This window comes from Pilimelia anulata (genome assembly GCF_014647895.1).
GTDB classification, from domain to species: Bacteria; Actinomycetota; Actinomycetes; order Mycobacteriales; family Micromonosporaceae; genus Pilimelia; species Pilimelia anulata.
On record NZ_BMQB01000001.1, the window covers coordinates 654271 to 679271 of the forward strand.

Consider the following 25001-nt stretch of genomic DNA (forward strand, 5'->3'; position numbering starts at 1 on the left):
CCGGGGGTGGTCAGACGGCGGCGGGTGTCCGCGCGTACCGGTTGGCCGGTGCGGGCAGGCCGTAGTGGCCGCGCAGGGTGCTGGCGGCGTACTCGGTCCGGAACAGGCCGCGGCGCTGCAACACGGGCACGACGTGGTCGACGAAGTCGGCGAGCCCGCCGGGCAGGTGCGGCGGCATGATGTTGAACCCGTCCGCCGCGCCGCCGGTGAACCACCGCTGGAGGTCGTCGGCGAGCTGCTCCGGCGTACCGGCGAGGACCCGGTGCCCGCGCCCGCCGCCGAGCCGGACGAGGAGCTGCCGGATGGTCAGCCCCTCCCGCCGGGCCAGGTCGACGATGAGCTGGTACCGGCTCTGGTTGCCCTGCGTGCTGAGCGCGTCGGGCAGCTCCGGCAGCGGCCCGTCCAGCGGGTGCGCCGACAGGTCGGTGCGCAGCAGCAGGGAGAGCTGGGCCAGCGCGTACTCGGGGACGATCAGCTCGGCGAACTCGCGCTCCAGCCGGGCCGCCTCGGCCTCCGTGGAGCCGATGATCGGCACGATGCCGGGCAGCACCTTGACGTGGTCGGGGTCCCGCCCGGCGGCGGCCGTGGCCACCTTCAGCGTCCGGTAGAACTCCTGCCCCTCGGCCAGCGTCTGCTGGGCGGTGAAGACGGCCTCGGCGTACCGGGCGGCGAACGCCCGCCCGTCCGGCGACGAACCGGCCTGGACCAGCAGCGGCCGGCCCTGCGGGGTGCGCGGGCTGTTCAGCGGCCCGCGGACGGCGAAGTGCTCTCCGGCGTGGTCGACCGGGTGCACCCGGTCGGTGTCGGCGAACACGCCGCCGGCCCGGTCCAGGACGAGCGCGCCGTCCTCCCACGAGTCCCACAGCTTGACCGCCACGTCGACGAACTCGGCGGCCCGCCGGTACCGGTCGGCGTGCGCCGCGGCGCCGTCCCGGCCGAAGTTGCGCGCCTCGGCGTCGCTGGCCGAGGTGACGATGTTCCAGCCGGCCCGGCCGCGGCTGAGGTGGTCCAGCGAGGCGAACACCCGGGCCAGCGCGAACGGCTCGTGGTAGCTGGTCGAGGCGGTGGCGATCAGGCCGACCCGCTCGGTCGCGGTGGCGATGGCGGCGAGCAGCGTCAGCGGCTCGAACACCGTCTGGATGTTGTGCCGCGGGTGCGGGCCGACGGACAGGCCGTCGGCGAGGAACACCGAGTCGAGCCTGCCCCGCTCGGCGATCCGGCCCAGCTCGCGGAAGTGCGCGACGTCGGTGAGCCGGCGCGGGTCGGTGCGCGGGTGCCGCCACGCGGCCTCGTGGTGGCCCACGCCCATGAGGAAGGCGTTGAGGTGAAGCTGACGGGTCATCGTGGCTCCCTGCTACTGCGCGCGCCAGGTGGAGAAGCGGCGTTCGACGAGGATGAGGACGTGGTTGATGGCCAGGCCGATCGCGGAGACGGTGATGATCCCGGCGTACATGTCCGGCACGGCGAAGTTGAACTGCGCGTAGTTGATGAGGTACCCGAGCCCGGCCTTCGCGCCGACCATCTCGGCGGCGATGAGGATGAGGATCGAGTACGCCCCCGCCAGCCGGATCCCGGTGAAGATCGTCGGTACGGTCGCCGGCAGCACCACCTTCCGGAACAGCGCGACCGGCCCGAGCCCGAGCGACCGGGCGGACTTGAGCAGCAGCGGGTCGACGGTCCGGACGCCGCTGACGGTGTTGAGCAGGATCGGCCAGGCGCAGGCGTACAGGATGATGGCCACCTTGGACGTCTCGCCCAGGCCGAGGATCAGCACGAACACCGGCAGCATCGCCAGCGCGGCGGTGTTCCGGAACAGCTCCAGCAGCGGGTTGAGCAGGGTGGCCACCGGCCGGTACCAGCCGATCACCAGCCCGAGCGGGACGGCGAGCAGCACGGCGAGGACGAACCCGGCCAGCGATCGGGCCAGGCTGGCGCCGATGTGGTCGGCCAGCTCGCCGGAGCGCAGCAGCTCCCACCAGGCGACCAGCACCTCCGACAGCGGCGGCAGGAAGGTCGCGTCGAGCAGGCCCAGCCGGGGGAAGGTCTCCCACACCGCGGCCAGCAGGCCGACGGCGAGCAGCCGCCCGGCGGCGGTGCCGAGCCGGCGGGCGGCCCGGCGCCAGGGCCAGCGGGCCGCGGGCGCCGCGGTCGGCGGCGCCGCGGCGGGGGCGGCCGGCGCGGCCGGCTCGCGGACGGCGGTCGGGGACGCGGCGGCGCTAGCCAACGGGTGCCTCCCGGCGGTCGCGGAGCGCCTCGCGGCGGGCCGTGTCGACCTCGTCGCGGAGCAGCGTCCAGATCTCGTGCCGGTGCCGGGCGAACAGCGGGTCCGAGCGGGGGTCGTCGGCGGCGTCGGGGGTGGCGCCGGAGGTGTCCACCACCTCCTTGACCCGGCCGGGGCGCGAGGTCAGGACGACGACGCGCTGGCCCAGGTACACGGCCTCGTCGATGCCGTGGGTGATGAACACGATGGTCTTGCCGGTGCGCCGCCACAGCCCGACCAGCTCGTCCTGGAGCCCCTCGCGGGTCTGCGCGTCCAGCGCGGCGAACGGCTCGTCCATCAGCAGCACCTCGGGGTCGAAGGCGAGGCTGCGGGCGATGGCGACCCGCTGCTTCATCCCGCCGGAGAGCTGGTGCGGGTACCGGTCGGCGAAGCCGGCCAGGCCGACCAGGTCGAGGTACCCGCGGGCCCGGTCGGCCCGCTGCCGCCGCGGTACGCTCTTGGCCTCCAGGCCGAACTCGACGTTGCCCCGGGCGGTGCGCCAGGGCAGCAGCGCGTACTGCTGGAACACCACGCCCCGGTCCAGGCCGGGCCCGGTGACCGGGGCGCCGTCGATGAGGATCCGGCCGCTGCTCGGCGCGGCCAGGCCGCCCAGCAGGTCGAGCAGCGTGGACTTGCCGCAGCCGCTCGGCCCGACGACGGCGAGGAACTCGCCGGCCCGGACGTCGAAGGACACGTCGTCCAGCGCGGTCACCCGGCCGCCGCGGCCGGCGAACACCTTCCCGACCCGGTCGAAGACGATCTTCGCGGCGGTCACCGGGGCTCACCGCCGTCGCGGTACGGGTTGTACTCGTTGGTGTAGATGTCGGCGGCCGCGACCTGCTTGCCCTTCAGCTCGCCCTCGCGGCCCAGCCAGTCCACCCAGAGGGCGAACTCGCGCTCCTCGATGACCCCGCCGCGGCCGGCGACGCCGTAGCTGCGCCAGTACTTGAGTTGGGTGTCGTCCTCGTTGCGGCCGCGCTTGCGCAGGATGTCGGTCAGCCGGGCGACGACCGCGTCCCGCGGCTGCGCCTTCGTCCACTCGATCGCCCGGGCCACGCCGCCGACGAACGCCCGCACGGTGTTCGGGTTCTTCTTCAGGAAGTCGGTGCGGATGACGTAGCTGCCGGCGGTGAACGTGCCGAGGAGCTGGGAGTCGGTGAACAGCGGCCGGATGCCGCCCCGGTCCACGGCCTTGTCCCGCAGCGTCTGGCTGAGCGAGGCGACGTCGATCCGGCCCTGGCGCAGCGACTGCTCGGTGTTCACCGGCGGGACGACGACGAACTCCACCCGCTCGATCTCGGCCGGGGTCAGCCCGTTGCGGGCCAGGTACGTCTTGGTGACCGCCTCGGCGTGCGCCCCGAGCGTGTTCACGCCGATCTTCTTGCCGACCAGGTCGCGGGCGGTCCGGATCGGGCTGCGGTCGAGGACGTAGAAGCCGTTGAACGTCTTCTCGTTGGCGCCGTAGTAGCCGACGACCGCCTTGATCGGCGCCCGCGCCGCGGCCAGCTTCACGATCGCCCCGTTGAACGCGCCGCCGAAGTCGGTGTCGCCGGTGGTGGCCGCCTGGATGTCCTGCGGGCCGCTGATCGTGTTGCCGATCCACTTGAGCTGCACCCCGCCGAGGTAGCCGAGGTCGGCCGCCAGCTCGGGCAGGGTGACCTGGCCGACCGAGCCCTGGTACCGCAGCTCGGTCACCTCGGCGCCGCCGGCGCCGGCCCCGCGGTCGCCGCAGCCGGCGAGCGCGGCGACCACGGCGACGGCCAGGGCGGCGGCGGGGAATCTGATCGTTCTCACGGGATCTCCTCGGACGGATGCGGTGCGCTCGCCGCCGGCGGGGTGCCGGCGGCGGGAGCCGGGGGAGGGGTGTGCGGCGACCGCCGGGCGGCGGCCCGCGGGGTGCGGGTGCCGGCCGGACGGCGGCGGGAGCGGTTGCGCTGCGTGACCGGCGGGGGTGGGTCCGCGCGGCGGGCGGCCCGCGGGGCGGCCGACGGGTTCCGGCGGGGGCAACGGCGGTCGTACGCGGGGGCTGCGCTTCGCCGCCCGACTCAACAGGTGCTGCTGCACACCCGGAGGAAGTCGACGAAGCGGCGCCGGGTCAGTGGCGTGCTCCGATTCATGCCCAGCAACGTAGCGCCGCGACCATGCCGGCGTCAGCCATTCTGTGACCCAGCTCACATATAATTCCTATAGGCAAAGCAGGAATTGGATCAACCATAATGGATATCGCCGCAGGGCTCCCCGACGCCCCGCCCGCCCGGTGTGACACCCCCCAGTTACCCGATAGGAATTGTGCGTGACCTGGGTCACATTCGGCTTGGCCGCTGGGTGCCGGGACGGTACGCTGCGTGCATGAATCGCAGCACGTGGCTCACCCGGCGCCGCGTCGTCGACTTCCTCCGGGTGTGCAGCAGCGCCTGTCGCGCCTGACCGGAACCCGGTCGACGACCCACTTCCCGCACCCACCGTGCGCACGCAGTAGCGGTCGTATTCGACATTCCGGATCCTTCTCCGATCGCCCACGCTCCCGGTCCGGACGCCCGCGTCCGCCCCGCCGTCGGGTCGACGGCACCCTCCCCCGATAGATCCCCGCCCCGCCCGGGCCACCGGAGAGCGCGCCCGGGCGGCGGCACACCCATCCGCGCACACCGTCGCGCCCACGGGGGCGCCGGATGCCGCGCATCCACCGTCTGCCACCCACCGGTCGGCGTGTCCCCACGCCGGCCGTCGGTTCATCGACGCCGCCCGCTGTCCCGGGCGGCGCCCAGCAGTGCCAAGGAGTAACCATGCGTAGCCGTACCTTCCGAACCCTCGCGGTGACCGCCACCGCGGTCCTCGCCACCGCCGGCCTCGCGGCCTGCGGCGACGACGCGCCGGCCGGCGGCAGCGAGGCCGGCGCGCTGCGCCTCGGGTACTTCCCCAACATCACCCACGCGCCGGCCCTGGTCGGCGTCAACCGCGGCCTGTTCCAGCAGGCGCTGGGCGGCACCAAGCTGGAGCCGAAGACCTTCAACGCCGGCCCGGCCGCGATCGAGGCGCTGTTCTCCGGCGCGCTCGACGCCACGTACATCGGGCCGAACCCGACCATCAACGGCTGGGCCCAGTCCAAGGGCAGCGCGCTGAGAATCATCGCCGGCAGCACCTCCGGCGGCGCCGGGCTCGTCGTCAAGCCGACGATCACCAACGCGGCGGCGCTGCGCGGCAAGAAGATCGCCACCCCGCAGCTCGGCAACACCCAGGACGTCGCCCTGCGCAACTGGCTCAAGCAGCACAGCCTGAACGCCGACCAGCAGGGCGGCGGCGACGTCTCCGTGCTGCCGCAGGACAACGCGACGGCCGTCCAGGCGTTCGCCCAGGGCGCGATCGACGGCGGCTGGGTGCCGGAGCCGAACCTCACCAAGCTGGTCGAGGCCGGCGGCCGGATCCTCGTCGACGAGCGGACCCTGTGGCCCGGCGGCCAGTTCGTCACCACCCACCTGATCGTCCGCAAGGAGTTCCTGGACAAGCACCCGGAGACCGTGAAGAAGCTGCTCAAGGGGCACGTCGAGGCGATCAACCTGCTGTCCACCGACTCCGCCGGCGGGCAGAGGGCCACCAACGAGCAGCTCGGCGCGCTCACCGGCAAGCCGCTGAAGGAGGCCACGCTGGCGGCGGCGTTCAAGAACCTGTCCTTCACCACCGACCCGATCGCCTCGTCGCTGCTCACCGGCGCCCAGCACGCGCAGGACGTCGGCCTGCTCAAGCCGGTCGACCTCAAGGGCATCTACGAGCTGGCGCCGCTGAACGAGGTGCTCGAGGCCGCGGGCAAGCCCGAGGTCACCGGCGCCCCGGCAGCGGCCTGACCCGGACGGGGGACCGATCATGACCACGCACGCGCCGGAGCGGACCCGGCCGCCGGAGCAGGACGGGGCGGAGGTGGTCGTCCGGCTGACGGACATCTCCAAGCAGTACGGCCGTCGCTCGGCCGCCCTGCTCGCGCTGGACGGCGTCTCGCTCACCGTCCGGCGGGGGGAGTTCGTCTGCCTGCTCGGCGCCTCCGGCTGCGGCAAGAGCACGCTGCTCTCGCTCGTCGCCGGGCTGGACGAGGTCAGCTCCGGCACGCTGGACATCAACGGCCGGCACGTGGCCCTGATGTTCCAGGAGGCGGCGCTGTTCCCGTGGCTGTCGGTCGCCGGCAACGTCGAGCTGCCGCTGCGGCTGCGCGGCGTACCCCGGGCGCAGCGCCGCGCGCGGACCGCGGAGCTGCTGGACACCGTGCGGCTGGGCGGCTTCGGCCGCAAGCGCCCGCACGAGCTGTCCGGCGGCATGCGGCAGCGGGTGGCGCTGGCCCGGGCGCTCGCCCAGGACGCGGACATCCTGCTGATGGACGAGCCGTTCGGCGCCCTCGACGCGATGACCAGGGACATCCTGCACGACGAACTGGAGCGGATCTGGCGCGAGCAGGCGCTGACCGTCCTGTTCGTCACGCACAACGTCCGCGAGGCCGCGCGCCTCGGCGACCGGGTCGTGCTGCTCAGCAGCCGGCCCGGCCGGGTCATCGAGGACTACGCCATCGACTACCCGCGCCCGCGGCGGATCGACTCGCCGGACGTCTCCGGCATCGCCGCCGAGATCACCGATCGGCTCCGCACGGAGGTGGCCCGCCATGCCCAGTGAGTCGCCGCCCGTCCCGGCCACCCGGCCGGCGCCCGCCCCGGCCGCGGACAGCGCGGCCGCCGACCGGGTCACCGGCCTGGACGCGCTGGAGCTGGCGCCGCGGGCCACCGAGGAGCGCACGTTCGGGTACGTCGCCGGGCGGGTCTGGGCGGTGCTCTGGCCCAAGCTGCTGGCCGTCGCGCTGGTGCTGGCCGCCTGGCAGGCGCTGGTGCTGGCCGAGGTCCGGCCGCGGTACGTGCTGCCGTCGCCGGGCGACGTGTTCGGCGTCCTCGGCGACCTGATCGCCACCGGCCCGTTCTGGGAGGCGATCCGGCTGACGCTCGGCCGGGCGCTGCTCGGCTTCGGGCTCGCGGTGCTGATCGGTACGGTCATCGGCGCCGCCGTGGCCCGGTTCGCCCCGCTGCGGGCGGCGATCGGCTCGCTGATCACCGGCCTGCAGACGATGCCGTCGATCATGTGGTTCCCGCTGGCGATCCTGCTGTTCCAGCTCAGCGAGAGCGCGATCCTGTTCGTGGTCGTCATCGGCGCGGCGCCGTCGGTGGCCAACGGGCTGATCAGCGGCATCGACTACGTGCCGCGCACCTGGCTGCGGGTCGGGCAGGTGCTGGGCATGACCGGCCCGGCGAAGTACCGGCACCTGATCCTGCCGGCGTCGCTGCCGTCGTTCCTGTCCGGGCTCAAGCAGGGCTGGGCGTTCTCCTGGCGCAGCCTGATGGCCGGGGAGCTGCTGGTCATCGTGCCGGGGGCGCTGTCGATCGGCGTCCGGATGCAGGGGGCGCGGGATCTGTCCGAGGCGCCGCTGGTGCTCTCGTACATCATCGTCGTGCTCGTGCTGGGCATCCTGATCGACATCCTGTTCAACGCCGCCGACAACGCGCTGCGCCGGCGGTGGGGGCTCACCGGCCGCTGACGGTCGGTGCGCGGCCCGGACCGGTCGCCCCGCGCGGGCGACCGGCCGGGACTGCGCCGTCCCCGACCGGTCGCCCGCGGCGGCCCGGTGCGCGGGGCGGCGCGGCCGCGCGGGGGAGAATCCGTGCCGTGATGATCCTGCTGCACTCGTCCAAGACCATGCGCGCGCCGGCGCCCGCGGGCGGGCCGCCGACCGTGCCGGCGCTGCTGGACGACGCCCGGACGCTCATCGGCGAGCTGCGGGCGCTGCCCGCCGACCGGATCGCCGCGGTGATGGGCGTGTCCGCGGAGCTGGCCGCGGCCACCCGCGAGCTGCACGAGCGGTGGGACCCGGCCGGCGTCGCCGCGGCGGCGGACAGCTTCGTCGGCGACATCTACAGCGGGCTGCGCGCCCGCGAGCTGGACCCCGCCGACCGGGCGTACGCGCAGGAGCACCTGCGCATCCTCTCCGGCCTGTACGGCATCCTGCGCCCCGAGGACCGGATCCACCCGTACCGGCTCGAACTGGGGTACAAGCTGCCCGGCCCGCGGGTGACCGGCCTGTACGCGTTCTGGGGCGACCGGATCGCCGCGCAGCTCCCGCCGGCCGGGCCGATCGTCAACCTCACCGCCGCCGAGTACGGGCGCACCGTCACCCGGTACGTCGCCGCCGACCGGCTGATCGCGCCCCGCTTCCTCACCGTCAGCCCGCGCACCGGCGAGCCGGCGTTCGTCACCGTGCACGCCAAGATCGCCCGTGGGGTGCTGGCCCGCTGGCTGATCACCGAGCGGGTCGCCGACCCGGCCGCGGTGGCCGGGTTCGACGGGATCGGGTACCGGTACGACGCGGCCCGCAGCACCCCGGCCGAGCCGGTGTTCGTCTGCGCCGAATTCGGCGGAAAGGGCCTCAGCGTACGGTTGGCGCCCTGACAAACGTCCGACCATTTCCGGGCGGTGCTACACATTTGCCGTCGCCAATGCCGAGTCCGTGGCGAGCGCGAAAGCGGCCGTTCGGCACCTCGGTCCGGCAGGCGGAGTTAATCTGCAAATGTCAGTCGAAAACAGACTGAATCGTGCAGACCGTTATCGCACTGAATCCGTATGGCGGGTGCTGGATGTCCGGATGCGTCGCGGGGAGCGGGCCGTGAATCGGCGCGCGCTGCTGTTCCGCGCCGGGCCGCTGCTGTGCGGGCTGCCGCTGGAGGACGTCGTGGAGACGATGCGACCGCTGCCGGTCCGGCCGCTGGCCGACCTGCCGCCGTACGCCGCCGGCATCACCGTCGTGCGCGGCGCGCCCGTGCCCGTGCTGGACGCGGCCACCCTGCTCGGCGGCGCCGCCGGCCCGGTCAGCCGGTTCATCGCGGTGCGCGCCGACCCCGGCCCGGTCGTGCTCGCCACCGGCGAGGTCCTGGGCGTCGACGAGGGCGGCGGCGAGGCCGCGGATCGGGCCGGCGCGGACCGGGCCGGCATGGACCGGGCCGCCGCGGGGCCGGGGGTCGGCGGCATCCGCACGCACGACGCGGAGCCGCTGCTGCTCCTGCGCGGCGCCACGCTCGTCCCCGACGCGGTCTGGGACGCCCTCGACCGGCACGCGGGCGTCCCGTGACCGACCGGCCGGACCCCGCGCACGTCGACCGCTTCCGCGAACTCGTGGCCGCGCACCTCGGGCTGAGCTTCGACCCGCACGGCACCGACCCGCGCGGCACCGACCCGTACGGCGAGGTGCTGCGCCGCCGCGCCACCCGGCACGGCCTGTCCGCCCGCGGCTACCTCGCCAGGCTGGCCACCGCCCCCGACCGGGACGAGCTGGCCGCGCTCGCCGAGGCGCTCACGATCACCGAGACGTACTTCTTCCGCCACCCCGAGCAGCTCCGGGCGCTCGCCGCGGTGGTGCTGCCCGCCCGGCTGCGGGCGCGGGACGGGCAGCGGCTGCTGCGGCTGCTGTCGGTCGGCTGCTCGTCCGGCGAGGAGGCGTACACGCTGGCGATCCTCGGCCTGACGGCGGTCCCCGAGCCGGGCTGGGACGTGCACGTGCGCGGGCTCGACGCCAACCCGGCCGTACTGCGCCGGGCGGTCGCCGGGCGGTACTCGGCCTGGGCGCTGCGGGAGACCCCGGTCGCGGTCCGGCGGCGCTGGTTCACCGCCCGCGGGCAGCGGTACGAGGTGGTGCCGGAGCTGCGGCGCCGGGTCGGCTTCGTCCAGCACAACGTCGCGGCCGACCCGCTGCCCGGCGGGGAGTACGACGTGATCTGCTGCCGCAACCTGCTGATGTACCTGCACCCGGTCGTCGCCCAGCAGCTCGTCTCCCGGATGACCCGGGCGCTGGCGCCCGGCGGCGCCCTGCTGCTCGGTCACACCGACACCCTCGGCGCCCGGCCGGCGGGCCTGCGCGTCCGGGACAGCCACGACGCCTTCTACTACGAGCGCGTGCCCGACCCGCCGGCGCCGGGTACCGGGGCGGCACCGGCGGCCGCCGCGCCCGGGCCCGACGCGGAGGCCGGCGGCGCGGCCGTCCCCGCCGCCCGCCCAGCCGCCGGCGGGGACCGGCGGCTGGCCACCCGGCTGCTGCGCGAGGAGCGGTACGCCGAGGCCCTCGCCGCCCTCCCGCCCGCCGGCGCCGACCGCCCGGCCGCGCTGCTGCGCGCGGTCCTGCTGGCGCACGCCGGCCGCGCCGTCGAGGCCGTCGCCGCCTGCCGCGAGCTGCTCGCCGCGGACGGGCGCAGTGCCGACGCCCACCACCTGCTCGGCACCTGCGTCGAGGAGGCCGACCCGGCCGCGGCCGACCAGCGGTACCGGCTGGCCGCCCGGCTGGACCCCGACTTCGCCCAGCCCTGGCTGCGGCTCGGCGTGCTCGCCGGCCGGCGCGGCGACCGGGCGGCCGAGCGGGAGGCGCTGGCCCGGGCGATCGCCCTGCTGCCCGGCGAGAGCGACGAGCGGATCCTGTACTTCGGTGGCGGGTTCGGCCGGCACGCGCTGCTCGGCGTGTGCCGCGGCCGGATCGGCGCCGCGGGGAGCGCCCGGTGAGCCCCGCCGCCGGCGACCTGGCCGACCGGCTCGGGCCGCTGCGGTCGGCGTTCGACCGGTCGTTCATGGACCCGCCGCGCCCGTCCGGCGAGGCCGGCGACCACCTGCTCGCCGTCGGCGTCGGCGCCCGCCGGTGCGCGATCCGGCTGGCCGAGACCGCCGGGCTGTTCGCCGACCGGCCGGTCACCGCGCTGCCGGGCCCCCTGCCGGGGCTGCTCGGCGTGGCCACCTTCCGCGGCGTCGTCGTCCCGGTGTACGGGCTGGCGAGCGTCCTCGGCGACCCGCCCGACCCGGACCCGCGCTGGCTGGTGCTGGCCGCCGGCACGCCCGCGCTGGCGCTGGCCTTCGGCCGGTTGGACGGGCACCTGCGGCTGCCGGCCGACGCGCTGGTCCGGTACCCGCCGGACGCCGACCGGCCGCGCTGCCTCAACGGCATGGCGCGGCTGCCCGACCGGACGCTCGGCGTCCTCGACCTGCGCGCGATCCGCGCGGAAATCCACGCCTTAGCCGGCCACCCGGAGGGGAGCTGACCGTGATGACGGTGGCACGACAATGGACGTTCGGCCGGCGGATCGGCGTCGGCTTCGCGGCGATGGTGGGGCTCACGGTGATCGTGGGCGCGATGGCGATCCTCGCCGTCAACGTGGTCCGGTCCGACAAGGACGGCGTGATCGACGGCGCCGTCAGCCGGGTGGTGAACGTCGAGCGGCTGCGCGCCATCTCGGGCAACCAGGCGGCGCAGACCCGCGGGTACCTGCTCACCGGCGACGAGCAGAGCATCGTCCGCGCGCAGCAGGCGAGCACCGAGTTCGCCGACCAGCTCGCCCGGCTGCGCAGCAGCGCCGGGATCTCCGCCACCGAGCGCGGCATGCTGGACGGCATCGAGCAGGCCATGACCGACTACCGCGTGGGCCTGGACCGGGTCGTGGCCCAGCGCCGCGCCGGGGTGCCGCTGGACCGGATCGGCCGGGCGTTCGAGGCCGAGATGCTGCCCCGCCGCGTCGAGTTGGAGAACCGCATCGCGCTGCTGCGCACCCAGCTCGACCGGCAACTGGTCACCGACCGCCGGGCCGCCGACCGGGCGGCCGAACGGGCGCTGCTGTGGCTGCTGGTCGTCGTGCTGGTCACCTCGGCCGTCGGCGCGGTGCTCGCGTTGTACCTGTCCCGGATGCTGTCCCGGCAGATCGGCGGCGTGGTCGGGCACATCCAGAGTTCCTCGGCCGAGCTGGAGGCCGTGGCCGTGCAGCAGGCCAACGGCGCCCGCGAGCAGGCCACCGCGATGAACGAGATCACCACGACCACGAACGAGCTGACGATCACGTCCCGGCAGATCGTGGACACGGCGCAGCGGGTCTCCCGCACCGCCGAGCAGACCGCCGAGGCGGCCCGGACCGGCGACGCCACCATCGACCAGACCCGGGAGTCGATGATCGCGATCCGCCGGCAGGTGGACCTCATCGTCGGGCACATGCTGGAGCTGGGCGAGAAGTCGCAGCAGATCGGCGTGATCGTCGAACTGGTCTCGGAGCTGGCCGAGCAGACGAACATCCTGGCCATCAACGCCACCATCGAGGCCAGCGGGGCGGGGGAGTGGGGGCGCCGGTTCGCCGTCGTCGCCGACGAGATCCGCAAGCTCGCCGACCGGACGGCCGGCTCGGCCAAGGAGATCCGGGCGCTGGTCGACGACGTGCGGGGCGCGGTCAACACCACGGTCATGGCGACCGAGACCGGCGCGAAGGCCGTCGACTCGGGCGCCCAGCGGTTCGACGAGGTGACCGCGGCGTTCAACCGGATCTCCGGCATGGTCGCCACCACCACCGACGCCGCCCGGGAGATCGAGCTGTCCACCCGGCAGCAGAGCACCGCGGTCGAGCAGACCAACGTCGCCGTCGGCGACACCGCCCGGGTCACCCAGGAGACCGAGGTCAGCTCGACCCAGACCCGGCAGACCGCGTCCCAGCTCGCCGGGCTGGCCGGCGAGCTGATGCGGCTGGTCAGTACGAAGGGCGGGGGCTAGCGGTGGCCGACGACCCGCTGCGCTACTTCCGGATCGAGGCCCGCGAGCTGGCCGACGAGCTGAGCCGGGGCGTCCTCGACCTGGAGGCGTCCCCGGCCGACCCGGAGCCGGTGGGTCGGCTGCTGCGCGCCGCGCACACGCTCAAGGGCGCGGCCCGGGTGGTCCGGCAGGGGGAGCTGGCCGACCGCACGCATGCGGTCGAGGACCTGCTGGTGCCGTACCGCGGCGGCGGCGAGCCGGTGCCCCGCGACGTGCTCACCCGGCTGCTCGCCCTGGTCGACGGGCTGGACGCCGCCGTCGGCGGGCTCGCCGCCCCGCCGGGGGAGGAGCCCGCCCCCGCGGCCGTACCCGCCGCCGACCCGGCCGACCCGGGCGCGCCGGCCGGGCCGCCCGAGCCGGCGCCGGCCGCCGCGGCGGCCGGCGTGCTGCCGACCGTCCGGGCCGACACCCGGGACGTGGACGAGCTGCTGGACGTCGTCGGCGAGGCGTACGCCCAGTTCGCGCCCCTGCGCCGCCAGGTCGACGCGGTCGACCGGGCCCGGCGCACCGCCGAGCTGCTCGCCGACCGGCTGCGGGTCCGGGCGCACGACGACGGCGCCCCCGACCGGTCCCGCGAGTCCGGGCACGCCACCGCCGTCCGGCTGGCCGGCGAGCTGACCGCCCTCGGCCGGCACCTCACCGACTCCGCCGCGTACGTGCAGCGCGAGCTGGACGAGGTGCGGCAGCGGGCCGAGCGGCTGCGCCTGGTGCCCGCCGCGAGCATCTTCACCCCGCTGCGCCGGGCCGTCCGGGACGCCGCCGACGCCGAGGGCAAGGCCGCCACCTTCGACGCCGCGGGCGGGGACCTGCGGCTGGACCCGCACGTGCTGACGCTCGTCGGGAACGCGCTGCTGCACGTCGTCCGCAACGCCGTCGCCCACGGCATCGAGCCGGCCGCCGGGCGGGCCGCCGCCGGCAAGCCCGCCGAGGGCCGGATCGCCGTCGACGTCGCCCGCCGCGGCGGGCACGCCGCGTTCCGCTGCCGCGACGACGGCGCCGGCTTCGACCTGGCGGCGCTGCGCCGGGCCGCCGGGGCGACCGGCTGGCGCGGCACCGGCGACCCCGACCGGGACCTGCGCGAGCTGGTGGACCTGCTGCTGCGCGGTGGGATCAGCACCGCCGAGACGGTCACCGCCGTCGCCGGCCGGGGCATCGGCCTGGACGTGCTGCGCGACGTCGCCGAGCAGCTCGGCGGCGAGGTCGCGGTCGAGACCGAGCCCGGCGCCGGCACCACGATCGAGCTGGCCGTCCCGCTCACCGTGGTGTCGCTGCGCGGGCTCACCGTCCGCGCCGCCGGCTGCGAGGCCACGCTGCCGCTGGACGCCGTCCGCGGCTGCCTGCGGCTGGACCCCGACGCCGCCGCGCAGGCCGCCGCCGCCGGGGCCGTCCCGCACGGCGGGAACCTGCTGCCGTACGTGGCGCTCGCCGGCCTGCTCCCCGGACCGCCCGCCGTCGGCGGCGACACCGTCGCGGTGATCGTCGCGGCCGGCGACGACACCGCCGCCGTCGGCGCCGAGGCGCTGCTCGGCGCGTCCACCCTGGTCGGCCGCCCGCTGCCCGACCTCGCGCCGGCCGACCCGATCGTCGGCGGCGTGACCATCGACGTCGAGGGCATCCCGCGGATCGTGCTGGACCCGCACGCCCTGGTCGGCGCCGCCGCCGGCGGCCGGGGCGCCGGGCCGGCGCCGGCCGACCGGGAGGAGGCGGTCGACCGGTCGGTCCTCGTCGTGGACGACTCGCTGACCACCCGGATGCTGGAGCGCAGCATCCTGGAGTCGGCCGGGTACCACGTCGACCTCGCCGCCTCCGGCGAGGAGGGGCTGAGCAAGGCCGCCGGCGGCCGGTACGCGCTGTTCCTCGTCGACATCGACATGCCCGGCATCGACGGCTTCACCTTCGTCGAGCGGGCCCGCGCGGACACCGCCATCGGCGACACCCCGGTGATCCTGGTCAGCTCCCGGACCAGCGCCGAGGACCGGCAGCGCGGCGCGGCCGCCGGCGCGAACGCGTACCTGGCCAAGAGCGAGTTCAACCAGGACGAGCTGCTGCGCCGGATCCGGGAACTGGTCGGCGCATGAGCCGGGGCAGCGTGCGGGTGCTGGTCGTGGAGGACTCCCCGACCGCGCGGCACTGCCTGCTGGAGGCGCTGTCCGCGGACCCCGGCATCGCCATCGTCGCCGAGGCCGCCAACGGCGTCGACGCGGTCGAGCTGTGCCGCCGGCTGCGCCCCGACGTCGTCACCATGGACGTCGTCCTGCCCGGCATGAGCGGCCTGGCCGCCACCGAGCAGATCATGGCCAGCTTCCCCACGCCGATCCTGGTCGTCTCCGCCGGCGAGCGCAGCGAGGTGTTCACCACGTACGACGCGCTCGCCGCGGGCGCGGTCGACGTGCTGGAGAAGCCGCGCGGGGACAGCACCGACGACACCTGGGGCGCCCGGCTGCGCGCCGCGGTCAAGCTGCTCGCCCGGGTGCCGGTGGTCACCCGGCACCGGCGCGAGCCCGTCCCGCCGGCGGCGCCGGTGCCCGGCGCGCCGCGGCTGACCGTACCGGGGCCGGCGATCGGCCTGCTCGCCCTCGGCGCCTCCACCGGCGGGCCCGGCGCGGTGGTCGAGCTGCTGCGGGCGCTGCCCGGCGACTTCGCCGCGCCGATCCTGCTGGTCCAGCACATCTCGACGAACGAGCCGTTCGCGGTGGCGTTCACCGACTGGCTGGGCGGGCGGGCGCACCGCCGGGTCCGGTACGCCCGCGGCGGCGAGCCGATCGCCACCCTCGGCGGCCAGGTGGTGATGGCCCCGCCGGACCGGCACCTGCTCGTCCACCACGGGCACCTGCGGATCAGCGACGCCCCCGAGCGGCACTCCTGCCGGCCGTCGGTGGACACGCTGTTCGAGAGCGTCGCCGCGCAGTACGGCAGCGCGTCCGCTGCCTGCCTGCTCAGCGGCATGGGCCGCGACGGTGCCGCCGGGCTGCTCGCCGTCCGGACCGCGGGCGGGCACACCTTCGCCCAGGACGAGGCGTCCTGCGTCGTGTACGGCATGCCGCGGGCGGCGGTCGAGCTGCGGGCGGCCGGCCGGGTGCTGCCCCCGGCGGAGATGGCCACCTACCTGGCGCCGCTGGCGGGGCCGGGCGGATCGACGGGGAACCGATGGCGCACACAGTCCTGATCGTGGACGACAGCCTGACCGTCCGGATGGACCTCGACGAGGCCTTCCGCGGCGCCGGGCTGGCCACGACGCTCTGCGCGACCGGCGAGCAGGCCCGGGCGGCGCTGGCCGCCGACCGGTACGACGTCGCCGTCCTGGACGTCCTGCTGCCCGACGCCGACGGCGTGGACCTGCTGCGCGGGATGCGCGCCGACACCGCCCACGCCGACACGATCATCCTGCTGCTCTCCACCGAGGCCGAGGTCACCGACCGGCTGCACGGCCTGCGCACCGGCGCCGACGAGTACCTGGGCAAGCCGTACGACGCCGGTTACGTCATCGCCCGCACCCGGCAGTTGCTCAGCGACCGGTCGGCGCCCGACCCCGAGCGGGCGACCGTGCTGGTGATCGACGACAGCCGCACGTACCGGGAGCTGCTGCGCAAGGTGCTCGCCGAGGCCGGGTACGCGGTGCTGGCCGCCGCCAGCGGCGAGGAGGGCCTGCGGATCGCCGCCGACCGGCGCCCCAGCGCGATCGTGGTGGACAACATCCTGCCCGGCATCGACGGCGCCACCGTCATCCGCCGGGTCCGGCTCGACGCCGCCCTGCGCGACGTGCCGTGCGTGCTGTTCACCGCCGCCGACGACGGCGCCACCGAGCTGCGCACGCTGGAGGCCGGCGCCGACGCCGTCGTCCGCAAGCAGGACGACCTGTCGGTGGTGCTGGCCACCCTCGGCACGATCCTGCGCGACCCGGCCGACTACCTGCCCATCCCGTCCGCGGGCAGCATGCACGGCCCGACCAAGCTGCTGCTCATCGACACCGACCGGGACCGGTTGCAGGGGACCGCCGAGGCGCTGCGCGGCGGCGGCCACGAGGTCGTCCTCGCCGACCGGACCGACGACGCGCTCGCCCTGCTCGCCGCCCAGCCGGTCGACTGCGTGGTGCTGGACGGGCAGGTCCCCGGCGTGGACAGCGGCGCGGTCGTGGCCAACATCCGGGCGCTGCCGGAGCTGCACGACGTACCGATCGTGGTCCTCGGCGACCGGGCCGACCCGGACGCCCTCGTCCGCTGCCTCGCCGCCGGCGCCGACCACTACGTCGGCCGGGACGAGGGCCCGGAGCTGCTGCGGGCCAACATCCGCAGCCAGATCCGCCGCCGCCGGTCCCAGGACAAGGCCAGGCGGATCCGCGAGGAGCTGCTGCGCGGCGAGATCGAGGCGGCCGAGGCGCGGGCCGCCCGGGAGCTGGCCGCCGCCCGGGCCGAGCTGGTGGAGAAGCTCGAGTGGCGCAACGAGGAGCTGGACGCGTTCACCGGCTCGGTCACCCACGACCTGCGCTCGCCGCTGCAGGTGATCGGCGGCCTGGCCGAGATGCTGATCGAGGACGAGCTGGAATCGCTCAGCCCGGCCGGCCAGCACCGGATCCAGCGGATCCACGCGGCGTCGCTGCGGATGTCCGACATGGTCGACTCGCTGCTGCTGCTGTCCCGGGCCAGCCGGGCCGAGCTGCGCCGCGAGCCGGTCGACCTGACGGCGCTGGCCCGGGAGATCGTCGAGGAGCTGCGCGGCCGGGACCCGGACCGCGCGGTCGACGTCCGGATCGCCGACGGGATGGTCGCCCCCGGCGACCCCGGCCTGCTGCGGGTGGTGCTGGCCAACCTCATCGGCAACGCGTGGAAGTTCACCGGCCGCGCGGCCGCGCCGCTGATCGAGGTGGGCAGCACCGAGCGCGGCGCGGAGACGGCGTACTGGGTGCGGGACAACGGCGCCGGCTTCCCCGGCGCGGACGCCGAGCGGATCTTCCGGCCGTTCCAGCGGATGCACGCCGCGGAGGACTTCCCCGGTACCGGCATCGGCCTGACCACCGTGCACCGCATCCTGGACCGGCACGCGGGCCGGATTCGCGCCGACAGCGAGGTCGGCCGGGGCGCGACCTTCACCTTCACCCTGCCCCACGACGCGCCCGCCGCCCCGCCCCCGGACCAAGCCGGCACCCAGCCCCACGATCAGGCCGAGGCCCTGCCGCGCGATCCGGCTGGGGCCCGGTCGCGCGATTCGGTCAGCGCGCCGCCGCGCGATCCGGCCGGGTAAATCGGTCGGCGCGGTCGGGGGGCGCGCCTATTCTGGGCGGTGGCCCGCGGCGCGGGCCCTGCCGCCCGGCGTGCGCGCGCCGGGTCGATCCGTCCGGAGGCGACATGGCCCGCACCCCCCACCCCGCGGCGGCCCGCCGTGGCTGACCTCGTCACCGAGCGCCGCGGCGTCCCCGTCCTGCTGTGCGCCGCCGACGGCCCGCCGGTGGCCGGCGCCGCCGACGCGGTCGACCTGATCGGCGCGTCGTTCGACCGGGCGGACGTCATCGCCGTACCGGTCGAGCGGCTGCACCCGGACTTCTTCGCGCTGCGCACCGGCGTGGCCGGCGACATCGTGCAGAAGTTCGTCAACTACCGCAAGCAGCTCGCGGTCGTCGGCGACATCTCCGCGGCGGTCGCCGGGAGCACCGCGCTGCGCGACCTGGTCACGGAGTCGGGGCGCGGCGGCAGCGGCGGCGTGTGGTTCGTCGCGGACCTCACCGAGCTGGACGAACGCCTGGCCTGACCGCCGCGACCGGCCGCGCCGACCGGCCGGCCCGGCGAGCGGCGCCGGGCGGCTGCGGCGGTCGGGCGCCGGCTACTGGCGGCTCATCGCGAAGCGGTGCTGGTGCTGCGGGTCGAGCAGGTGGTCGTGGCTGTCCTTCTCGACCTCCAGCCTGACCCGGCCGATCGCCCCGGTGAACCGGTACCCGTCGTCGGGGTAGTCCCGGCACACCGGCGAGCCGCTGTCCACGCCCACGCCGCCGGTCTCGGTCAGCGAGTAGTTGTACGCGTGCGTCCGCTCGACCCGCCCGCTGCCGGCCGGCTCCCCGTCGAGGTACAGCGCGGCCGTCTCGCCCCGGCCGATCCCGCCGCCGTCGTACGCGAACTCCATCCGCGCCTCGTGCGCGCCGGCCGGCACCGGCCGGTCGGCGGTGACGGTCACCCGCTGCTGGCCGAGGAAGTTGTAGTGGTACGCCGGCCGCCCCGCGTCGGTCAGGTACAGCACCCAGCCGCCGGTCAGCCCGCCCTCGTTGATGATCACGCCGCGGGCGCCGCCGTCCGGCACGACGACGTCGGCGGTGACCGAGTGGGACTTGTTCTTGAGGTTGAGCATGCAGTTCTCCTGCAGCCCGATCATCCCGTCGTACAGCGTCTGGGTGCTGCCCTGGACGAGCGTCGGCCGCCCGGCCATGTCGGGGTTGAGCCGCTCGATCATCCGGTCGTCCAGCGGCAGTACGTGGTACTTCGCCGCCTCGATCAGGAAGAGCTGCCGGAGTTCGGCCAGCTTCTCCGGGTGCTTCCCGGCCAGGTCGTGCGCCTGGGTGAAGTCGGCGGCGCCGTCGTACAGCTCCCACACGTCCTCGGCGAACGGCCCGCCGTGGTCGTGCACCAGCCACGGCGTGCGGTGCTTGGTGATCGCCGACCAGCCCTTGTGGTAGATGCCGCGGTTGCAGAACAGCTCGAAGTACTGGGTGGCGTGCCGCTCGGGCGCGTGCGGCGCGTCGAACGTGTACGCCATGCTGGTCCCGTGCAGCGGCTCCTGGGTGACGCCGTGCACGGTGGACGGCGCCGGCAGCCCCGCGGCCTCCAGCACGGTCGGCGCGACGTCGGTGACGTGGCAGAACTGCGAGCGGACCCCGCCGCCGGCCCGGACCCGGGCCGGCCAGTGCACGATCGTGCCGTTGCGGGTGCCGCCCCAGTGCGAGGCGATCTGCTTGGTCCACTGGAACGGCGTGCACATGGCGTGCGCCCAGCCGACCGCGTAGTGGTTGTACACCCGCGGCCCGCCGAGCTGGTCGATGTGCCGGGCCAGGAACTCCGGCGTCTCCAGCTCGGGCGCCTCGGCGATGGCGATCTCGTTCAGCGTGCCCTGCAGCGAGCCCTCGGCGGACGCGCCGTTGTCGCCGATGATGTAGTACACCAGCGTGTCGTCGAGGATGCCCAGGGCGTCCAGCGCGTCGACGACCCGGCCGACGTGGTGGTCGGCGTACTCCAGGAAGCCCGCGTACACCTCCATCTGCCGGGCGAGCACCGGCTTGAGCACCGGGTCGACCTCGTCCAGGCGGGGATCTCGTCGTGCCGCGGGGTCAGCGTCGCGTCCGGCGGGACGACGCCCAGCCGCTTCTGCCGGGCGAACGTCTCCTCCCGCAGCCGGTCCCAGCCGCCGTCGAACTTCCCCTTGTACCGGTCCGCCCATTCCCGCGGCACGTGGTGCGGCGCGTGCGTGGCGCCCGGCGCGAAGTACGCGAAGAACGGCCGGTCCGGGGTGAGCGACCGCCCCTGCCGGATCCAGTCGATCATCCGGTCGGCGAGGTCGGGCATGAGGTGGTAGCCGTCGGCCGGGCCGCGGTCGGGCTCGATCGGCGCGGTCCCCTCGACCAGGTCCGGGTAGTACTGGTTGGTCTCCCCGCCGAGGAAGCCGTAGAAGTACTCGAACCCGTTCCCGGTCGGCCACCGGTCGAACGGCCCCGCCGGGCTCGTCTCCCACACCGGCACCTCGTGGCACTTGCCGACGTGGGCGGTCGCGTACCCGTTCAGCCGCAGCGTCTCGGCCAGCGGCGCGCACGTGTTCGGCCGCAGCCCGGTGTAGCCGGGCGCGGACGTGGCCGTCTCGGTGATCGACCCCATCCCGACCGCGTGGTGGTTGCGCCCGGACAGCAGCGCCGCCCGGGTGGGCGAGCACAGCGCCGTGGTGTGGAACCGGTTGTACCGCAGCCCGCCGTCGGCCAGCCGCTGCGCCGTCGGCGTCCGCACCGGCCCGCCGAACGGCGTCGAGGCCCCGAACCCGACGTCGTCGAGCAGGATCACCAGGACGTTCGGCGCCCCCGCCGGTGGCGCCGGATCGCCGGGTACGCCGTGTCCGGGTCCTTCGCGTCGAACGTGGTGACGCCCACCGGCCGGATGTCCGGGATCGGCAGGACGGATCGCTGGATCGGATCGGGGTTCGCGCTCATGGGTACCGCCCGCTGGGGTGAGATGGCCGCCGTCGGCGGTCGAAATACCCGGCGGCGCGGGGCGCCACCCCGTCCGCCGGGGCCGGCGGCCCTGCCCCAACGCGCAGCCGGCCGGCCGCCGCGGCCCGATGTCCGACCGCGGCCCGATGTCCGGCCGCAGCCCGGCGCCCGGCCGCCGTGGCCCGGCGCCCGGCGCATGGTGGCCGGCACTCGGCGCCGGCGCCCGGTGCGGGCTGCGGCACGCGGCGGGCGGGTGAGTCCCGGTGATCCGTGCCGGCCGCGGGGTGGGTCGCGGTTGACGCGGGGGCGCGCGGCTGCCAATCTCCACCGCCCGGGAGTCGTGCGTGTCGGGGCCCGCGCCCCGCGCCGCCCGGCCCGGCCGGCGCGGCGGTGGCCGCGCGGGATGGTGGAGGTACCGGTGCACAAGATCATCGTGCTGGCCCTGGTGGGCCTTGCGGCCCAGCTCGTCGACGGCGCCCTCGGCATGGGCTACGGCCTGACGTCGACCACGCTGCTGCTCGCCGCCGGCGTCGCCCCCGCCGCCGCGTCCGCCTCGGTACACCTGGCCGAGGTCGGCACGTCGCTGGCCTCCGGGGTGGCGCACTGGCGGTTCGGCAACGTCGACTGGCCGGTCGTCCGGCGGATCGCCCTGCCCGGCGCGGTCGGCGCCTTCCTCGGCGCGACGGTGCTCGCCTCGCTGTCCACGGCGGCCGCGGCGCCCTGGGTGTCCGGCATCCTGGTCGCCCTGGGCATCGCGCTGCTGCTGCGCTTCGCCCGCCCGCTGCCGGCGGCCCGCGGCGGCCGCACCCGCACCCGGTTCCTCGCCCCGCTCGGCCTCGTCGCCGGCTTCATCGACGCCACCGGCGGGGGCGGCTGGGGGCCGGTGGCCACCCCGTCGCTGCTCGCCCACGGCCGCCTCGAACCGCGCCGGGTGATCGGCTCGGTGGACACCGCCGAGTTCATCGTCGCGCTGGCGGCCAGCGCGGGCTTCCTGCTGGGCCTGGGCAGCGGCGGCTTCGTCGGCCCGACCGTCGTCGCCCTGCTGGCCGGCGGCCTGATCGCGGCCCCGCTGGCGGCGTGGCTGATCCGGATCGTGCCGACGCAGGTACTGGGCGCGGCCGTCGGCGGCATGGTCCTGCTGACCAACGCCCGCGTCCTGGCCGACGCGGCGGACCTGCCGCCGGCCGCCCGCGTCGCGGCCTACACGGTGCTGGCGACCCTCTGGGCGGCGTCGCTGTACCTGGCTCTCCGCGCCCTGCGCCGCCCCACCGCCCCCGCGGCACCGACCCCGTCCCTCGCGGACGCCACCCTCCGCAGCGCCCCCTCGACATCGCCATGAGCCGCCGCACTCCCGGCTCCCACCTGTCGCGCAGTGGGTGCATTCACGGTCGCCGGAGCAGCCACGAATGCACCCACCCCCGCGGCGCCCGGCACGCCGGGACCCGGGTCAGGTGGCGAACTGGGCGTCGGAGGTGAGGACCAGGCCGAGGGTGACCTCGCCCTTGGTCAGCGCCGTCTTCACCCGCGGGCCGCCCGCGTCCAGCGAGCTGAACCGGCCCACCGTCAGGCCGTACGTGCCCGCCAGCCCCTGCTGGCAGAACGGCCGCTGCGGGCACTCCGGCGGCCCGCCCAGCACGGTCGCCGTACCCGAGCACTTCGCGGCGAACTCGGACAGCGTCCGGACCGCGTGCTGGTCGGCGAACGCGCGGGTCACCGCGAACGCGTTCTGGTCCGCCGCCGCCGACGGCTTGCCGAAGCGCAGGTTGCTGCGGTCGCCCAGGCCGGTGAGCGCGGCCACGCTCTTGTCCAGGTCGCTGCTGGCCACCGGGGCGGCGGCCGCGCCGTTGACCTTCTTGTTCAGGAACTCGGCGAGCGTGCCCACGTACTCGGGTACGACGTGGATCTCGCCCCGCTCCAGCGCCGGCTCGTACAGCTCGCGGTTGCCGATCGTCCGCACGGCGGCCCGGAAGCCGGCCGTCCCGAGTGCCTGCGCGTAGAGCTGGCCGAGGACCTGGCTCTCCGGGAAGTTGGCGGCGCCGACGATGATCGCGCCGCTGCCCGAGTTGCGCGGGATGCTGCCGGCCAGCGCGGACGCGGCGATGAAGTCCTTCGCCGCCCGCTCGGCCGGCAGCCGGTCGACGCCGACGGCCTTGTTCAGCCCGATCAGCTTCGGCGTGTCCAGGGCGAGCGACACCGCGTCCAGCGCGGTGACCAGCTCGGGCGTGGCCTTCGCCTTGCTGATCGCCGGGACCACGTTGTCGACGGTCTGCAGCTTCTTGTCGTCCTCGAGGATCACCAGCGCCGCGCCGGCGACCGGTGCGCAGCCCGCGCCGCCGGCGGCGCTGGGCGCGGCCTTCGTCCCGGACGAGCCGGCCGCGCCGCACCCGGCGAGCGCCAGCGCGCCGACCAGCCCGAGCGCGAGCACCGCACCCACCGACCGGACGCGCCGCGAAACAGCGCCTCCCGGCGCAGTGCCGTCAAGCGCAGCGCCGCTGAGAGCAGAGCTGTGAAGAGCAGCGTGGCGAACCCTCGATGTGCCCATGCAGGGCACGCTACCCCGCCACCCCGACATCAGCGGCCCGTCCGCGGGCCGAGCGCGGCGTCACCGCCCGCTGGACCAGCGCCAGCACCCCCTCCACCAGCAGCGCCAGCACGGCCACCAGCAGGCCGCCGGCGAGGATCTGCCCGCCACCGGCGGCGATCGTCAGACCGAAGCCGGCGCTGATGATCTGCCCCAGCCCGCCGCCGCTGACCAGCGCCGCCAGCGCGGTGGTCGCCACGATCTGCAGCGCGGCCGTCCGCAGCCCCGCCACCAGGTACGGGACCGCCAGCGGCAGCTCCACCCGGCGGAACACCTGCGCGCCGGACAGGCCCATCCCCACCGCGGCGTCGCGGACGTCCGGGTCGACCGCCCGCACCCCGGTGTACGCGTTGGCCAGCAGCGGCGGCACCCCGAACACCGTCAGCGCCAGGATCACCGCCGGCTTGCCGAAGCCCAGCGGGGTCAGCGGCAGGATCGTCAGCAGCGCCAGCGTGGGCACGGCCAGCGTGATGTTCGACACCGAGACGACCAGCCCGCCGCCGCGCCCCCGGTGCCCCAGCCACAGGCCCAGCGGCAGCCCGCCCAGGCAGGCCAGCGCCACCGCCGCGCCCGAGATCGCCAGGTGCTCGCCGAGCCGGACCAGGATCCCGTCCGGGTTGGTCCAGTTCAGCGGGTCGTTCAGCCAGACCACGGCCTGCTCGATCGCGTCCACGCCGCTACCCCGCCCGCCGCCGCAGCCACGGCGTCGCCAGCCGGCCCAGGCCGGCGAGCGCCAGGTCCAGCGCCAGCGCCAGGGCCACGCACAGCACCGTACCGGTCAGGATCTCCGCCCGGTGGAAGTTGTTGTCGAAACCGCCCAGGATCAACTGCCCCAGCCCCCCGTACCCCACCAGCACCCCGACCGTGGTCAGCGCCACCGTCGATACCGTGGCCAGTCGCAGCCCGGTGAGGATGCCCGGCAGCGCCAGCGGCAGCTCCACCCGCAGCAGCCGGGCCAGCCGGGAGTACCCCATGCCCGCCGCCGCGTCGCGCACCTCCGCCGGCACGGCGCGCAGCCCGGTGAGCGTGTTACGGACGAGCACCAGCAGCGCGTAGATCACCAGCCCGACCAGCACGGTCGCCGCGCGGATCCCCAGGTAGGGGCCGAGGAAGGCGAACAACGCCAGCGAGGGAATCGTGTACAGGACGCCCGAGAGTGCGAGAATCGGGCCGGTCCAGCCGCGGAACCAGTACGCGGCCACGGCCAGCGGGACCGCGATCACCGCGGCGATCAACACCGCGCCCGCGGTGAGCGCCAGGTGCTCGCGCAGCGCCGCCAGGATGGTGTCGGCGTTGTCCTGCACGTACCGCCAGGAGATCCACGGGTTTGGGTCCGCCGGCCCGCCGGCACCCGGAAGGGACATGC

22 protein-coding genes and 1 pseudogene are annotated in these 25001 nt (G+C 75.5%); 13 read left to right on the top strand and 10 right to left on the bottom strand.

The window, feature by feature from the left end:
- Nucleotides 1–10: 10 nt before the first annotated feature.
- From IEY94_RS02940 to IEY94_RS02955, 4 genes are read right to left on the bottom strand one after another with little or no spacing between them, the layout of a single operon-like run.
- Nucleotides 11–1342: an LLM class flavin-dependent oxidoreductase gene (locus IEY94_RS02940; RefSeq protein ID WP_189168424.1), complete on the bottom strand. Its 1332-nt coding sequence runs from the start codon at nt 1340–1342 to the stop codon at nt 11–13.
- 12 nt (nt 1343–1354) lie between these two features.
- On the bottom strand, nt 1355–2224 hold the full coding sequence (locus IEY94_RS02945; protein WP_189168425.1) for an ABC transporter permease: 870 nt from the start codon (nt 2222–2224) through the stop codon (nt 1355–1357).
- Nucleotides 2217–3035 carry an ABC transporter ATP-binding protein gene (locus IEY94_RS02950; protein WP_189168426.1) on the bottom strand — a complete coding sequence of 273 codons (819 nt, stop codon included), beginning with the start codon at nt 3033–3035 and terminating at the stop codon, nt 2217–2219. Before IEY94_RS02950 ends, IEY94_RS02945 begins: the two co-directional genes overlap by 8 nt.
- A complete protein-coding gene (locus IEY94_RS02955; protein WP_229783258.1) occupies nt 3032–4054 on the bottom strand; it encodes an ABC transporter substrate-binding protein in 1023 nt (340 codons plus the stop codon). Before IEY94_RS02955 ends, IEY94_RS02950 begins: the two co-directional genes overlap by 4 nt.
- Before the next feature lie 989 nt (nt 4055–5043).
- Here IEY94_RS02955 and IEY94_RS02960 point away from each other — a divergent pair.
- From IEY94_RS02960 to IEY94_RS03015, 12 genes are all read left to right on the top strand, one after another.
- Nucleotides 5044–6099, top strand: a complete 1056-nt coding sequence (locus tag IEY94_RS02960) for an ABC transporter substrate-binding protein (protein WP_189168427.1) — start codon at nt 5044–5046, stop codon at nt 6097–6099.
- 19 nt (nt 6100–6118) lie between these two features.
- Complete coding sequence (locus IEY94_RS02965) at nt 6119–6913, top strand: ABC transporter ATP-binding protein (protein ID WP_189168428.1); 795 nt, start codon at nt 6119–6121, stop codon at nt 6911–6913.
- A complete protein-coding gene (locus IEY94_RS02970; RefSeq protein ID WP_189168429.1) occupies nt 6903–7823 on the top strand; it encodes an ABC transporter permease in 921 nt (306 codons plus the stop codon). The genes IEY94_RS02965 and IEY94_RS02970 overlap by 11 nt, the downstream gene beginning before the upstream one ends.
- 128 nt (nt 7824–7951) lie before the next feature.
- Nucleotides 7952–8731: a YaaA family protein gene (locus IEY94_RS02975; protein ID WP_189168430.1), complete on the top strand. Its 780-nt coding sequence runs from the start codon at nt 7952–7954 to the stop codon at nt 8729–8731.
- Between the two features lie 214 nt (nt 8732–8945).
- The gene (locus IEY94_RS02980; protein WP_229783259.1) at nt 8946–9407 is read left to right on the top strand and encodes a chemotaxis protein CheW; all 462 of its coding nucleotides are present in this window, start codon (nt 8946–8948) and stop codon (nt 9405–9407) included.
- Nucleotides 9404–10825 carry a CheR family methyltransferase gene (locus IEY94_RS02985; RefSeq protein WP_189168432.1) on the top strand — a complete coding sequence of 474 codons (1422 nt, stop codon included), beginning with the start codon at nt 9404–9406 and terminating at the stop codon, nt 10823–10825. The genes IEY94_RS02980 and IEY94_RS02985 overlap by 4 nt, the downstream gene beginning before the upstream one ends.
- On the top strand, nt 10822–11355 hold the full coding sequence (locus tag IEY94_RS02990) for a chemotaxis protein CheW (protein ID WP_229783260.1): 534 nt from the start codon (nt 10822–10824) through the stop codon (nt 11353–11355). The genes IEY94_RS02985 and IEY94_RS02990 overlap by 4 nt, the downstream gene beginning before the upstream one ends.
- An 11-nt stretch (nt 11356–11366) precedes the next feature.
- Nucleotides 11367–12842, top strand: coding sequence for a methyl-accepting chemotaxis protein (locus IEY94_RS02995; protein WP_229783261.1), 1476 nt, complete (start codon nt 11367–11369; stop codon nt 12840–12842).
- Nucleotides 12843–12844: 2 nt separating this feature from the next.
- On the top strand, nt 12845–14959 hold the full coding sequence (locus IEY94_RS03000) for a hybrid sensor histidine kinase/response regulator (protein WP_189168433.1): 2115 nt from the start codon (nt 12845–12847) through the stop codon (nt 14957–14959).
- The gene (gene cheB, locus IEY94_RS03005; protein WP_189168434.1) at nt 14956–16047 is read left to right on the top strand and encodes a chemotaxis-specific protein-glutamate methyltransferase CheB; all 1092 of its coding nucleotides are present in this window, start codon (nt 14956–14958) and stop codon (nt 16045–16047) included. The genes IEY94_RS03000 and cheB overlap by 4 nt, the downstream gene beginning before the upstream one ends.
- Nucleotides 16029–18119, top strand: a complete 2091-nt coding sequence (locus IEY94_RS03010) for a response regulator (protein WP_189168435.1) — start codon at nt 16029–16031, stop codon at nt 18117–18119. Before cheB ends, IEY94_RS03010 begins: the two co-directional genes overlap by 19 nt.
- A 138-nt stretch (nt 18120–18257) precedes the next feature.
- Entirely contained in the window at nt 18258–18623 is a 366-nt protein-coding gene (locus tag IEY94_RS03015) for a DUF4180 domain-containing protein (protein ID WP_189168436.1), read from the top strand.
- Nucleotides 18624–18695: 72 nt separating this feature from the next.
- On the opposite strand, the gene IEY94_RS24130 is transcribed toward IEY94_RS03015, so the two are convergent.
- From IEY94_RS24130 to IEY94_RS24140, 3 genes and pseudogenes are all read right to left on the bottom strand, one after another.
- Nucleotides 18696–20144 (bottom strand): sulfatase-like hydrolase/transferase, encoded by a 1449-nt coding sequence (locus IEY94_RS24130; RefSeq protein WP_306341581.1) that lies wholly within the window; start codon nt 20142–20144, stop codon nt 18696–18698.
- Nucleotides 20145–20305: 161 nt separating this feature from the next.
- A pseudogene (locus IEY94_RS24135) lies at nt 20306–20908 on the bottom strand (sulfatase-like hydrolase/transferase); the annotation flags it as partial.
- Nucleotides 20905–21054 carry a hypothetical protein gene (locus IEY94_RS24140; RefSeq protein ID WP_306341582.1) on the bottom strand — a complete coding sequence of 50 codons (150 nt, stop codon included), beginning with the start codon at nt 21052–21054 and terminating at the stop codon, nt 20905–20907. The pseudogene IEY94_RS24135 and the gene IEY94_RS24140, both read right to left, overlap by 4 nt.
- A gap of 418 nt (nt 21055–21472) precedes the next feature.
- Here IEY94_RS24140 and IEY94_RS03025 point away from each other — a divergent pair, with 418 nt between their 5' ends.
- Nucleotides 21473–22393: a sulfite exporter TauE/SafE family protein gene (locus IEY94_RS03025; protein WP_189168801.1), complete on the top strand. Its 921-nt coding sequence runs from the start codon at nt 21473–21475 to the stop codon at nt 22391–22393.
- Between the two features lie 108 nt (nt 22394–22501).
- On the opposite strand, the gene IEY94_RS03030 is transcribed toward IEY94_RS03025, so the two are convergent.
- The 3 genes from IEY94_RS03030 to IEY94_RS03040 are packed head-to-tail and all read right to left on the bottom strand — an operon-like array spanning nt 22502 to nt 24999.
- On the bottom strand, nt 22502–23626 hold the full coding sequence (locus IEY94_RS03030) for a glycine betaine ABC transporter substrate-binding protein (RefSeq protein WP_189168437.1): 1125 nt from the start codon (nt 23624–23626) through the stop codon (nt 22502–22504).
- The gene (locus tag IEY94_RS03035) at nt 23607–24308 is read right to left on the bottom strand and encodes an ABC transporter permease (RefSeq protein ID WP_189168438.1); all 702 of its coding nucleotides are present in this window, start codon (nt 24306–24308) and stop codon (nt 23607–23609) included. Before IEY94_RS03035 ends, IEY94_RS03030 begins: the two co-directional genes overlap by 20 nt.
- Before the next feature lie 4 nt (nt 24309–24312).
- Nucleotides 24313–24999 carry an ABC transporter permease gene (locus IEY94_RS03040; protein ID WP_189168439.1) on the bottom strand — a complete coding sequence of 229 codons (687 nt, stop codon included), beginning with the start codon at nt 24997–24999 and terminating at the stop codon, nt 24313–24315.
- Nucleotides 25000–25001: the final 2 nt, after the last annotated feature.